Annotated in this window: 13 protein-coding genes and 1 tRNA gene; 9 read left to right on the plus strand and 5 right to left on the minus strand. The window is 56.2% G+C overall.

Features of this window, described 5'->3' with window-relative positions; all coding sequences use genetic code 11:
* Window positions 1-2 precede the first annotated feature (2 nt).
* The 3 genes from H6650_00290 to H6650_00300 all read left to right on the plus strand — a co-directional run bounded on the left by H6650_00290 (window position 3) and on the right by H6650_00300 (window position 3595).
* On the plus strand, window positions 3-443 hold the full coding sequence (locus tag H6650_00290) for a barstar family protein (GenBank protein MCB8950428.1): 441 nt from the start codon (window positions 3-5) through the stop codon (window positions 441-443).
* Window positions 444-954: 511 nt separating this feature from the next.
* Window positions 955-1959, plus strand: a complete 1005-nt coding sequence (locus H6650_00295; GenBank protein ID MCB8950429.1) for an RHS repeat-associated core domain-containing protein — start codon at window positions 955-957, stop codon at window positions 1957-1959.
* Window positions 1960-2470: 511 nt separating this feature from the next.
* Window positions 2471-3595: a hypothetical protein gene (locus H6650_00300; GenBank protein ID MCB8950430.1), complete on the plus strand. Its 1125-nt coding sequence runs from the start codon at window positions 2471-2473 to the stop codon at window positions 3593-3595.
* On the opposite strand, the gene H6650_00305 is transcribed toward H6650_00300, so the two are convergent.
* Together H6650_00305 and H6650_00310 are read right to left on the minus strand one after the other, a co-directional pair.
* Window positions 3592-4080, minus strand: coding sequence for an IS630 family transposase (locus H6650_00305; GenBank protein MCB8950431.1), 489 nt, complete (start codon window positions 4078-4080; stop codon window positions 3592-3594). The two genes, H6650_00300 and H6650_00305, sit on opposite strands and share 4 nt — an antisense overlap.
* Complete coding sequence (locus H6650_00310; GenBank protein MCB8950432.1) at window positions 4077-4547, minus strand: helix-turn-helix domain-containing protein; 471 nt, start codon at window positions 4545-4547, stop codon at window positions 4077-4079. The genes H6650_00305 and H6650_00310 overlap by 4 nt, the downstream gene beginning before the upstream one ends.
* 355 nt (window positions 4548-4902) lie before the next feature.
* On the opposite strand from H6650_00310, the gene H6650_00315 reads away from it, so the two are divergent.
* On the plus strand, window positions 4903-5430 hold the full coding sequence (locus tag H6650_00315) for a transposase (GenBank protein MCB8950433.1): 528 nt from the start codon (window positions 4903-4905) through the stop codon (window positions 5428-5430).
* On the opposite strand, the gene H6650_00320 is transcribed toward H6650_00315, so the two are convergent.
* The 3 genes from H6650_00320 to H6650_00330 form a co-directional block, all read right to left on the minus strand.
* Window positions 5427-6362 (minus strand): hypothetical protein, encoded by a 936-nt coding sequence (locus H6650_00320; GenBank protein ID MCB8950434.1) that lies wholly within the window; start codon window positions 6360-6362, stop codon window positions 5427-5429. The two genes, H6650_00315 and H6650_00320, sit on opposite strands and share 4 nt — an antisense overlap.
* Window positions 6359-6739: a hypothetical protein gene (locus tag H6650_00325; protein MCB8950435.1), complete on the minus strand. Its 381-nt coding sequence runs from the start codon at window positions 6737-6739 to the stop codon at window positions 6359-6361. The genes H6650_00320 and H6650_00325 overlap by 4 nt, the downstream gene beginning before the upstream one ends.
* Window positions 6740-7122: 383 nt before the next feature.
* Window positions 7123-7204 (minus strand) — tRNA-Leu (locus H6650_00330).
* Window positions 7205-7278: 74 nt separating this feature from the next.
* Here H6650_00330 and H6650_00335 point away from each other — a divergent pair.
* The 5 genes from H6650_00335 to H6650_00355 all read left to right on the plus strand — a co-directional run bounded on the left by H6650_00335 (window position 7279) and on the right by H6650_00355 (window position 12184).
* Entirely contained in the window at window positions 7279-7869 is a 591-nt protein-coding gene (locus H6650_00335; GenBank protein ID MCB8950436.1) for a sigma-70 family RNA polymerase sigma factor, read from the plus strand.
* Window positions 7870-8164: 295 nt separating this feature from the next.
* Window positions 8165-9079, plus strand: coding sequence for a hypothetical protein (locus tag H6650_00340; GenBank protein ID MCB8950437.1), 915 nt, complete (start codon window positions 8165-8167; stop codon window positions 9077-9079).
* Window positions 9080-9402: 323 nt separating this feature from the next.
* A complete protein-coding gene (locus H6650_00345; GenBank protein ID MCB8950438.1) occupies window positions 9403-9855 on the plus strand; it encodes an NUDIX domain-containing protein in 453 nt (150 codons plus the stop codon).
* A 469-nt stretch (window positions 9856-10324) separates the two neighbouring features.
* Window positions 10325-11518, plus strand: coding sequence for a pyridoxal phosphate-dependent aminotransferase family protein (locus tag H6650_00350; GenBank protein MCB8950439.1), 1194 nt, complete (start codon window positions 10325-10327; stop codon window positions 11516-11518).
* Window positions 11519-11698: 180 nt separating this feature from the next.
* Entirely contained in the window at window positions 11699-12184 is a 486-nt protein-coding gene (locus H6650_00355; GenBank protein ID MCB8950440.1) for a PaaI family thioesterase, read from the plus strand.
* Window positions 12185-12238 lie beyond the last annotated feature (54 nt).

Here is a 12238-nt window from a genome sequence, read left to right on the forward strand (position 1 = left end):
TTATGAATTTGCACAGCCAAAATGACGACATTGTTTCAGCTATTGTCGATTTACAGTCTTCACCGGTAAAAGAAGTTGATGATTGGGTCTTGAAACAGCCGCAGATTGAAACCGTTTTGAAAGGTTTACATTACAATGTAATGCGCATTAGTCAATCACCTAGAAATAAAAGGGAGCTACTTGAGGCATTGAAGCAAGCCTGCGGATTCCCCGATTATTTTGGTTTTAACTGGAGTGCCTTAAAGGATTGTCTCATAGATTTCCATTGGCGAGAGGCAAAAGGATACATATTACTGTTTGAAAAACCTTTGGAGCTTGATTCTTCCAATATGAATATGTTTTTGGATATTGTGCGAGAAGTTGGTGCAATATGGAAAAGCGAAGACATACTCTTTAAAGTTCTGCTTACAAACAAGAGCAGTAGTTGTCAAACATCAGATTAACTGTCAAGCCCTGAAATATGTTGATACAAAATAGTGACTACTTCACGTCAGATAGAGATATGTAGGAGAGCCTTTGCCCTCTGGTCATGGTCATAGAGAGGGCGGTGGCGGCGTCCTCACCGCCGGCTGGTACCAGGTAGAGATAGCGGGACAGAACCAGTCCCCCATCATCCTCATCGTCGCCGCCGAAAGCTATGACACCGGCTGGCTGCTGCTGCTCCCCGACAGCTACATCTGGCGCGCCCGTTCCTGCGCGGACGAAGACTGCATCCAGGCCGGCCCCTGGCCCGAAGCCTTGCAACCCGAAGGGTTGCCCTTCACCTACGAAGACGCCGCCCCCCCCACGCCACAAAGCCCACAAGCGCCCGGCGGCATCCACAGCGGCTACACCATCACCCGCCGCGGCACCTACTTCCTCGCCGGGCAAGCCGTCGCCATACGGCAAGTCATCCCCGGCGAGAGCAACAACCTGCTGCACCTGCACACCGACCATTTGGGCAGCAACAGCGTCATGAGCTACAACAATGGTGGCGGCATGGTCGGCGGCAGCCGCACCCGCTACCTCCCCTTCGGCGCCTACCGCACCGCCCCCACCCAAACATACACCGACCGCGGCTACACCGGACAAAAACACAACGACGACCTCGGCCTCATCTACTACAACGCGCGGTACTACATTGCCGGCATCGCCCGCTTCGCCTCCGCCGATACGATTGTACCGGATGCCACAAATCCCCAAGCCTTCAACCGCTACACCTACGTTCTCAATTCACCGTTTACATTGATTGACCCTTCGGGACATAGACCATCGGATGGCTGTGATTATGAAGGCTGCTCACTTCTCAATGGTTTCGACTCTGACAGCACGTGGCAAGCACCAGATGGTACTCAAACCCCATGGGATCCGGTAGTAGCCAGCGACCAAGATTACAATCCAATTACCGAGGCAGTAATTCCTGGAATTGCGGGGCTATTGGGTGTGGCAGCTCTGCCTACAGCATTGGGGTACTTTGCAGGAGAAGTTGCTTGGCCCGTATTAGTTAGGGGAGGTCAGACAATTGCTTCGTTGTTTTGTCTGAATGATGGTGATTGCACAAACGAGGTTTCGACAGCCAGTCGAACCTTGGGTCAGCTCCGTCAAGTTAGTCGAAATATGTGGGAGTCTACTGCTGGTCTACGATATGGTGATGATCGTCTGTACGGGAATCGTGTCTTACATGTGCTAAGACATCTCGTCGACGATTCTGGTAGGAGAATTCATGGTGTTTTTAGTGGTGGTCGCTTGCAAGTGCTACCATTGATTGATGAAGCCTGGGCATCAATTCAGCAGGGTGTCAATGTTGCAAGCAGTGTTCAAGTAGGTACCCGCACTATCTATATCGTGGACATCGGACGACCAATAGGTTATGTTGGAGGTCAAGTAGGGGCTGCTGCTGGTTATCCAATAACCAATTACATTCGATTGGTAATTGAAGGGGGCAACGAATTGGTCACCGCATATCCGGCAATACCGTAGGTTCAGGAGACTATGTTTAACATTGATTCTTATTGTCCAATCTGTTGTGAAGGAACTATTGGTTTTGTCTTATGTTCAGATCAGAAGACGATGGTTCTCGTATGCGATGAGTGCGAATCTACTTGGCTAGACCCATCCAACGTAAGCCCTATCCAAGTGTTGTATCCTAAAGCTCCAGACTTTAAGGTTCCTGGGCTTGAATGCTCTATCAAAGCTCCCGATGCACGATGGGCAACAAGAGAAGAAATAATGCAGAAGGGATGGGGACACTACATTGCTGATTGTGGATAATCTCTACTTTTCGCTAAATTTATTGACATAAATAACCAATCAAGGGAAGTATAATGACCCCCAAAAACTAGACCACAGGCTAAGGTACAATACACAAAGCTTGTGGAGGTTTGGTAGCACCACAGTAAATCGTGGTTGACCGTCAAAAACGGCCAATTTGGCAAAAAAGGATTCATCATGCATACTGGTAAGTTTTGCAGAACCGAAATCAGTAGGAGACATGATGAATCCAGAACAACTATTTTGCCCTAATATCGACTGTCCGGCTAGAGGACAACGGGGTGAAGGCAATATCACCGTCCATAGCCAAAAAGAAAAGCGATGTCATTGTCATGTCTGCAACACAACATTTGCCGTCAGCAAAGGGACATTGTTCTATCGCTTGCGCACCGACCCGCAAATAGTGATGTGGGTCATCGTCTTGCTGGCGTATGGCTGTCCCGTCCAGGCCATCGTCAAAGCCTTTGGGTTTGATGAGCGCACGGTCAAGAATTGGTGGCAACGAGCGGGTGTGCATTGCGCACATGTCCATGAAGCGGTCATTGCCAGCCAGCCACTGGACTTGCAACAAGTGCAAGCGGATGAAATCAAAGTCAAGGTACAAGGCGGTTCGGTGTGGATGGCGTTGGCGATGATGGTATCCACCCGACTCTGGTTAGGTGGCGTCATCAGCCCGCGACGGGATAAGCGCTTGCTGCAAAGCCTGACGGACAAGGTGCGCCAAATGGCCTTGTGTCGTCCGTTGTTGTTGGCGGTGGATGGCTTGCCCGGCTACGTCAAAGCCTTTGGCCGCAGTTTCCGCAGCAAGTTGCCCCGCTGGGGGCAGCCAGGTCGTTGTCAATGGCACGCCTGGTCCGAAGTGGCTATCGTGCAAGTCATCAAACGGCGTCTGCCATCTGGACTGGAGGTTGAACGACGAGTGGCTCAGGGTGACCCGCAACAGGTAGAGAAGCTGATTGCCACGACGCAAAATGGAGTGGGTGTTATCAATACCGCTTTCATTGAGCGGCTCAATGCCACCTTCCGCTCTCGCCTAAGCTGGTTGGGCCGGCGCACGCGGCATCTGGCGCAACAAACGGCGACCTTAACGGTGGGTATGTATGTCACAGGGTGTTTGTACAACCTTTGCGACCCCCATCGCTCTTTGCGTTGTCGTCTGTCTGTGGGCGAAAGGGGGTATCGTTGGGTGCCGCGCACGCCAGCTATCGCAGCGGGATTGACAGACCACATCTGGACAGTCGATGAATTGTTAATGTATCGTGTGCCACCACCGCGTTGGACACCACCCAAGCAACGTGGGCGGCCTTCTAAAGCGTTGCTAGAACTGATAAATCGATGGTGTTAACCGACCACGATTAACTGTGGTCTCACCCCATGAACAGGTGTGTAATGGAACTCAAAACGTTGGGTCAGCCGACGCGCCTCTTCAGGTGCAAAGGCTTCATAGAGGGAGGCTGGGGAATGCGTATTAAGGTTATCTTGAACCAGGCGGATGACGGTGGCCTGGGGATAACGTTCATCGGCCAGGTATTTGAGGCAGTGGGCATACTCCAGCTTGGTGCGACGGGCGGTCACCTCCACCTGTCGCCAGGCAGCCAGGGGCTCACTAAACATGAAGAGATTGCAGGTGCCATGGCGTTCGTATTCATAATCGTAGCGTTGGGGTTCACCTGGCTGCATCGGCAAGGGCGTGCGCGTTTCGCCAATGAGTTGCTTCGTGCCTTCGTCAAAGCAGACGACTGGTCGTAAGGGGTCATAAGGTTCATGATACAAGTCCAGGACGTCTTCCATGGCGCAAACAAACGCCGCATTGGCTTGGGGAGCAATCACCCATTGCTTCTTCTGCCAGGGCTTAAGTTCATTTTTTTTAGCGTCTGGCGCACCGTTTCATGGGAAACCGACGCCAGTTCTACTTGCTCTAGCTTGACCAAGTGTTCAGCCAACAGACGCAAACTCCACTGGGCATATCCTTCAGGAGCTGACCCACACGCCAACGCGATCAAATGGGCTTCCGTCTTGCCGTCAATCTTGCGCTCATATAACCGACTCGTTGGCTGGCGGTTGAGAGCGGCATCCAGTCCTCCCTCGACATACCCTTGTCGCACCCGTCCTACGGTGGCCGTACCAACATCCAACGCCTGGCTGATCACCTCATCGCGCCAACCTTCATCAGCCTTGAGCAATATGCGCGCTCGGGTTAGTTTCCGGGCTTTTTCCTCACCGGTTGAGACCAGGTTTTCCAGGTGGTCTCGCTCTGATGAACCCAACTTGACTTCATACACTTTTTTTCTAGGCATCTTTTTCCTCCATGACCAGTTTCGGAGAAAGATACCTGATAAACTTATTTCTATCAATTTAGCTTTGACGAGACACTAGTTTATTCTAAGTCTGTTGAGATTTGGAGTATAATAGGGGCTGTTTGGGTGGGGAGTAATTACATTTATGGCATTGATTTTATAGAACCAAGCAGAAATGCTGAGCGTCTTGAAATCCTCTCCACCGAACCGGATAAGGGAAGCAGACTGTCTGTTTGGAATATGGAATTTATAAGAGAAGCGCCAGGAGATTTCATTCGCAGTTTCGATTGGTCATTTGGTACTTCAAAGTGATTTGTAATGACCCTCTCCTTCAGTCGCCACCAATACGTGGAATTTGTCTTCGACCAGAAACTGGCTACCCTTCGGCGTTGCTCAGGGCAGGCTCTGGCTGCGCCTGCACCGCAACGCCCTCTCCTTTTTCGGCGGCGTTCCGCGGCGCATCGTCATTGATGATCTCAAAGCCGGCATTGCCCAAGCGTGTTGGGAAGACCCGCAGCCACAATTGGCTTACCGGGAATGCGCGGAACATTACAGCTTTCTCATATCGCCCTGCAGACCGAAGACCCCACAGAACAAAGGCAAGGTAGAACAGGGTGGCGTTCACTACGTCAAACGCAACTTCCTGGGCGGGCGGGAACTCCCGAGCCTGATCCAGGCCAACCAGGATGTGCGTACCTGGTGTCTGACGACAGCCGGGCAGCGGACGCACGGTACCACAAAAAAGTGCCCCCTGGCTCAGTTTGAGAACCTGTCAAAGGTCGCCTTGCAGCCCCTGCCCAACGCACCCTACGACCTGGCTGTTTGGAAAAAGGCAAACTGCACGACGATGCAATTCCGTACTCTATTTCATCGTCAGTCCTAAGGCTGCGGCGGCGTCAACCGTTGGAAAGTCAGCCGCCAGCCCCCCATCAGCCCCCCATCCCGCGATTCGCACCGCCGCGGACGCAGCCCGCTTACCGGTGGGCTGCCCTCCGCCAGCGTCACGCTGTAGGAAACATCCGCCACTGTCCCCATCGTAAAATCCCCATACCCTGGCCCCTCATCAGGCTTGAATCCCGTGAAGAAGTGGTCCGCGCCCCCCTCCCACATCACCAACACCTCCACCCCGGGCACAGGTTCCAGTGCCCCATCCAAGACCATCACCTCAATCCAATCCACCGGTTGATCAAAGCGGCAGGCACGCCGCTGGCTGAGCAGGCGATAAGCGGGCGCGGGTGTCTCTGTGGGCACGGGGGTCTCGGTAGGCGTGGCGCTGGGGCGCGGCGTGGCTGTTGGCGGTGGCGTCGGCGTCAGCGTCGGCAGCAGCGTGGGCGTAAAGGTGGGCACAATGCTCGTGGGTTGGGGCGTGGGGGTCGCCGCCGGTGCAAAGAGGGCGACAGCCCGCCCCTGCACCCCCAACTGCGCCGCCAGCGCCGCCAGGTCGCGCACCACTTGTGGCGATTTGCCCTGGCGCAACGCCGCATCTAGCTCCGCCCCCACCACGGCGGCCACGTCCGGCTGCCGCAGAGCCGCCAACCGCTGCCGCGCCGCCGTCCAATTCCCGTCCACGGCATAACTTTCGCTCACCAGATAGATGTACTCCGACTGGTACTCCGCGCCCAATTGCGCGGGCGTGGCCTGCGAATAGACGATGGGATTCAGCACCCAGGCATAAAACAAGGCCCCCGCCAACCCCAACACCAGCCCAAACAGCACCAGGCTGGGCGCGGCTACCCGCGGCGTGCCGCCGCGCCGCCATCGTGTCCGCCGCGCCGCCGACGGTAAAACCGGGAACTCGTCATCGCGCATGGTCATCCATCTTCCGTTGACAGATAGGGGGTGATGGCCGGGGAGCGCAAACCCAGGTCGCCCGACAGACGGGCCAGGCGGCGCATGGCGGCTTCGTCTTGCCCGGCCAGGATGGTGTCCACGGTGAAGCGCAACAGCCACGCCTGGGGATCTGCCACGTCCAGCGTGGTCACGCGCCAACGAGCCGCCGCCAGGTCTCTGTCTCGCTCATAGGCGGTGGCGATCATCAGTGCATAATCCTGGCGATAGGGTTCCGCCAGTAACGATGGGTCGGCGTTGGTGAATTCCGTCGGCCAGGCAACCCAGCCCAGGTAAAGCCCCAGGCCAATGCCTAGCAGCAAACCCACTCCGATGAATCCTACCGTGCGAATCAGTCCGCGCATTTGCCATACCTGCTTGAATATCGATAACTGCCAAGGGACGGAAATCAAATAAGACAACGAAGTTGTTTCCTTACCGTTCTTTCAAACTGACGATGCCATTCCGTGCTTTATTTCATCGTCAGTCCTAAGCCAGATTGGCCCCATTTTCTTTGGTGAAATGGGCATTGAGCGCATTAAATTGGTCCAATCGCCAGAGAGCGTTAGTAGGTACGAATATCGAAAAATCCGGTTTCTGGACCGCGGGCGGAAAACCCCGGTTTCTCGCGGAAACCGGGGTTTTCAAAATAAAAAGGGTCACCCACGTTGTGAGTAACCCCTCTTTTTGCCCTACTATTGGCTGGGGCTTATAATCCCCGCAGTCAAACGAAACGGTTGCCACGAAATGCCGAAGGTGGGAATCGAACCCACACTCCTTACGGAACACGATTTTGAGTCGTGCGCGTCTGCCAGTTCCGCCACTTCGGCCAGATTTGGAGCCGGTTGGCTTGCGCGAATCTGTAACGCCCAAGTATAGAACAAGGGATTTTTTCTGTCAACGAATGGACGAAGACCAACTCATTCAGCACGCCCAGCAGGGGGATATTACGGCCTACAATCGACTGGTGCTGCATTACCAGGACGCTGTGTACAACGTTGCCCTGCGCATTATGAGCGACCCGGCGGCGGCGGCGGATGCGGCGCAGGAAGCCTTTATCTCCGCGTATAAGGCGTTGGGACGGTTTCGTGGCGGCAGCTTCAAGGCGTGGCTGATGCGCATTGTCACGAATCAATGCTACGATGAGCTGCGCCGTTATAAGCGCCGTCCGCAGTCTTCGCTGGATGAGTTAACGGAGGAATCGAACTCTTTTGCCTTTATGCGTAGTGATGATCCCGGCCCGGAGGCGTGGCAGCAGCGGCAGGAGTTGGTGCGTGAAATTGAGCACTGCCTGGAGATGCTGCCCGATGAGCAGCGAATTGTTACGGTCTTGTGCGATGTGGAAGGGTACGATTACCAGGAGATTGCCACGATGATGTCGACGTCGCTGGGCACGGTGAAGTCTCGCCTCAGCCGCGCCCGCCGCCGACTGCGGGACTGTTTGCAACAGGTGGCGGAACTATTGCCGTCTGATTATCGTCTTGAGAATACGTAAGTGTATGATTTTGGGCGTACCGCTAACCTTCTCGGGGGCTGAGCCTGGCGAAGCCCGTGTTAGCCCCGCATTGCCTGCGACAGGCTCAGGCAATGGGGTCAGTCGTCACCTTTTGGAACTATTCACGATCACCTTCCCGGAAACGGTTTGGGTGCTAAATGATTCGAGCGACAAGACGTTTTTGGCCTAAAATTGCGCTTCTGGGAAGGTTTCTGGGGCTGAATAGATACCAACTTTTTTCTAATGGATTGGCGACAATCGCTTGTCGTCAGATGTGACAGCCTGGTTTGCGAGGATGCCGGCATTTAACATCATGCTCAACTTTTTTCAAAACCTGACGAAATCAAAAGCAGACAGGCAAGCCGAGCAGATCGCCGCCTACCTGGACCGCGCCCTCTCACCCCAGGCGCGGCGGGAATTCGAGCAGACCCTGGCCGGCAACGCCGACCTGCAGGCGGAACTGCGCCAGCAGCAAGCCATCAAAGCCGCCCTGCGCCAACTACCCCGTCACCGCGCTCCGCGCAGCTTTGCTCTCGATCCCGCGCGCTACGGCCAGGAGCGACGCGCCCCCGGCTGGCAGCCCTTCCCCGTGCTGCGCGCGGCCACCGCGGTTATGGCCTTGCTGCTGGTAGCCATCCTGGCCTTTGACCTGGCTGTGGTGCGGCACGGTGCGGCAGAACAGCCGGAAACCGCGGCCATGATGCCGGCATCGCAAGAATCCTTTGCCGTGGAAGCAACCCCCGTCGTGCAGGCGGAGGAAATCGCGGCGGACGAGACTCAGGAAAACGTTGCCGCGGAAGAACCAATGCCGGCATCCGCCGAAGCCTTGACCGCCCCCGACGAAAGCGCCAGTGACGCGGCGGCGGAAATGGAAGCACCCGCCGCCGAGAAACAGCCCGTCCCCGAACCCGGCCTGAGCATGGCCCGCGTGATGACGGAAACACAAACGATGACAATTACGTCGGCGGCGGAGGTAGCCGCCGCGCCCACCACGGTCGCGCCGCAGCCAACAAGCGCCGCCAGCCTGTCCTCGCCGACCACGGAACCGCCCTCGCCCGGCGCAATTGCCACGGAGCAGCCCGCGGTCGGCGAAAACGCGCCCCAGGCAAGCATCTCCAGCCATGACCTGTTCCGCCTGACGGAGATATTCCTGGCGGTTGGCGTAGCGGCGCTGGCGCTGGCAACCTGGCTGGCGCGGCGACGGACATGAGCCGCATCAGATTGTCCACGAAACGAGTTAAACAACCCTGACGGGTGTTCAAGGACCTGTCAGGGTTGCTTGTTCAGGGGCAACTGCTAAGCCAGATTGAACCAATTATCTCTGGTGGAAACGGCTATTGAGCGCGTGGAATTGGTCCAATCTCCAGAGAGTTTTAGTAGTTGCGTTCTGGGTTAAATCGTCAGTCCACCACCAGCCGACATATTCCCCCTTGACCACTTGCCCTCACCATGCATGATCCCCATCAACCACCGAGCGCGCCGCCTGATTACGTTTATTGCCCGCGCTGCGCCGCGCCGCTGGAAACACGTCGGATGATGGACAAACCGCGCCGCGTTTGCCCCGCATGTGGGTTTGTCTATTTCACGGACCCGAAGGTGGGCGTGGGGGTGTTGGTGGTGCAGGGGGAGGAGGTTCTGTTGGTGCGTCGGTTGATGAACCCGGAGCGGGGGAAGTGGAGTCTGCCGGCAGGATTTCTCGACCACGGCGAAGACCCCCAAGAAACAGCCGCGCGCGAAGTGTGGGAAGAAACCCACTTGCGGGTCGCCATTGATGGCCTGGTGGACGTCTACTACAATCCCCCGGCAGGCGCGGGCGGCGCATCCGTCTTCATTCTCTACTACGGGCATGTCGTGGATGGCGAACTGCAAGCCGGCGACGACGCGGACGCCGCCGCCTTTTTCCACCTCAACGCCCTGCCCGAACTCGCTTTTCGCAGCACACAGGAAGCCATTGCTCGCTGGCAGACACGAGTCCCCCCACCCTGATGTATAATGCCGCCCCTCTTGCGGCTCCATCGTGACGGCTCGCCCGCGTGTTTGCCCGCCACCCGCAAATTGATTCCCCTGTGACTAATCCGTACATTAGGGGTTTACACTAGAAACATAAGTAGCCGCCGGAAAACGACTTTGCGTATTCATTAGACGGCTACTGATAGGTTGTCCGCCCGTTTCCGCTCATTTGATTGCGGACAGCCATGAAGGGTTCATTCAAGACGCACTTTGGACTATCCGGCAAGCAGGAACCCTTTCAGCGCATCCAGCAATTCCCATCTCAAATACGGATGCGCCCTACGCACTCGATTCGGGCTGCGCGTTATGTATGCCGGCATGAGGAGCGCGGGCCAACGGGTCAGGACAACCATCGGCGCGGTTCAGGCCGGCGGGACGCGGCTTGACTTGCACCTACCCAGGACTTAAAATGCGCCTAAAATCTGGTGCCGGGAGAGGAACAATAATGGACATCTTTGATAAGTGTACAAATTCGGAGATTGTGACTGCCGTACATGAAGCTAAAGCGAATAATCTCTACCCCTATTTCTTGCCGTTGGACGGAACGGAAGGAACTGAGGTGACGGTGAATGGTCGCCGCATCATTATGATCGGATCCAACAATTATCTGGGTTTAACGACGCACCCGCGCGTGCGGGAAGCCGCGCGTAAGGCGATTGATGAGTTTGGCACAAGCTGCACCGGCTCCCGTTTTCTCAACGGCACGCTGCGCCTGCACATGGAACTGGAAGAACGCCTGGCGGCCTTCGTGGGGAAGGAGGCGGCGCTTGTCTTTAGCACGGGGATGCAGGCCAATCTGGGGGCGATTTCCTGCCTGTTGGGACCAAACGATTACGCCATTATTGACAAGGCCAATCACGCCAGTATCGTCGATGGCTGCCGCCTGGGTGGCGGGCAGGTAAAGCGGTTCCGCCACAATGATATGCAGCACCTGGAAATGGTGTTGAGTCGGATTCCGTCCGATGCCGGCAAACTCATTATTGTGGATGGCGTCTACAGCATGGAAGGTGACATCGCCCCCCTGGACAAAATTGTTCCCATCTGCCGCCGCTATGGCGCGCGCCTCTACGTGGACGACGCCCACTCTCTGGGCGTCCTGGGAAAAGGCCGGGGCACAGCCGCCCACTTCGGCCTGGTGGACCAGGTGGACCTGATTATGGGCACCTTCAGCAAATCCTTCGCCTCCATTGGCGGCTTCGTAGCCGGCGATGCGGACATCATCTCCTTTATCAAGCACAACGCCCGCTCCCTGATCTTCAGCGCCAGTTTGCCGGCATCCAACGTCATGGCCGCCATGACCGCGCTGGACATCATGGAAAGCGAACCGGAACATGTAGAGCGGTTGTGGAAAAACGGGCACAAAATGCTGCACGGCCTGACGGAACTCGGCTTCGACACCGGACACACGCAAACACCCATCATCCCCATCATCATCGGCGAGAACGATCCCACCTACCTCACCTGGAAACTACTCTACGAACGGGGCCTGTACACCAACCCCGTGCGCACGCCCGCGGTTCCTCCAGGTCGTTCCTTGCTGCGCACCAGCTACATGGCAACCCACACGGAGCAGCAGCTTGACCGCGCTCTGGACATACTGGCAAGCACAGGCCGACAGCTTGGTCTTATCCCCAATTAGGGCGCATCCGTATTTGAGGTTGGAAATAACGGATGCGCTGGAACGGTCCTTGCTTGTCGGATGGTTCAAAGTTGATTCTGCACAAACCCTTAGGACTGACGATGAAATGAAGTACGGAATTGCATCGTCAGTTTGAACTTCGTTGTCTTCTTTAAATCCGCTCCTTAGAGGCGAGACGGCATGACCGATTCTCTCGATCCCACCATCTGGCGACGGCAGCCTAACTCCGACAACTGCTTTATCTGTGGTCGCGGTAATCCACGTGGCCTGTACATGACGTTCTACGACAACGGCCAGAACGAAGTACAGGCGTTGCACACGGTCCCGGAAATGTATCAGGGGTATCCGGGCATTGTGCATGGGGGCATTGTGGCGGCTATGCTGGATGAGGTGGTGGGGCGGGTGGCCATGATTGACGACCACCACCATTTTATGTTTTCCGTGAAACTGGCGGTCAAATATCGCCACCCCGTGCCCACGGAGACGCCCCTGCGCCTGGTGGGGCGGGTGGTGAAGCTGCGCGGACGATTGGGCAAGGCCGTGGGAGAAGTACGGCGGATGGACGGTCAGCTTCTGGCGGAAGCGGAAATGACGCTGGCGGATGTGCCGGTGGAAATCATTGCCGCGGCCAATGTGGAGGCGCTGGGCTGGCGGATTGATTCGTAGTCTGGGGTGAGTCAGTGGTCTCATTGCCACTTCATTCTGCTTTTGTTACACTGT

It is taken from the genome of Ardenticatenales bacterium (genome assembly GCA_020634515.1).
Taxonomy (GTDB): Bacteria; Chloroflexota; Anaerolineae; order Promineifilales; family Promineifilaceae; genus JAGVTM01.

Coding starts and splice junctions, on each gene's coding strand:
- H6650_00295 (MCB8950429.1), top strand. CDS start 955: ATGAGCTACAACAATGGTGGCGGCATGGTCGGCGGCAGCCGCACCCGC.
- H6650_00350 (MCB8950439.1), top strand. CDS start 10,325: ATGGACATCTTTGATAAGTGTACAAATTCGGAGATTGTGACTGCCGTA.
- H6650_00355 (MCB8950440.1), top strand. CDS start 11,699: ATGACCGATTCTCTCGATCCCACCATCTGGCGACGGCAGCCTAACTCC.
- H6650_00300 (MCB8950430.1), top strand. CDS start 2,471: ATGATGAATCCAGAACAACTATTTTGCCCTAATATCGACTGTCCGGCT.
- H6650_00290 (MCB8950428.1), top strand. CDS start 3: ATGAATTTGCACAGCCAAAATGACGACATTGTTTCAGCTATTGTCGAT.
- H6650_00325 (MCB8950435.1), bottom strand. CDS start 6,739: ATGCGCGGACTGATTCGCACGGTAGGATTCATCGGAGTGGGTTTGCTG.
- H6650_00320 (MCB8950434.1), bottom strand. CDS start 6,362: ATGACCATGCGCGATGACGAGTTCCCGGTTTTACCGTCGGCGGCGCGG.
- H6650_00340 (MCB8950437.1), top strand. CDS start 8,165: ATGCCGGCATTTAACATCATGCTCAACTTTTTTCAAAACCTGACGAAA.
- H6650_00345 (MCB8950438.1), top strand. CDS start 9,403: ATGATGGACAAACCGCGCCGCGTTTGCCCCGCATGTGGGTTTGTCTAT.
- H6650_00310 (MCB8950432.1), bottom strand. CDS start 4,547: ATGCCTAGAAAAAAAGTGTATGAAGTCAAGTTGGGTTCATCAGAGCGA.
- H6650_00335 (MCB8950436.1), top strand. CDS start 7,279: ATGGACGAAGACCAACTCATTCAGCACGCCCAGCAGGGGGATATTACG.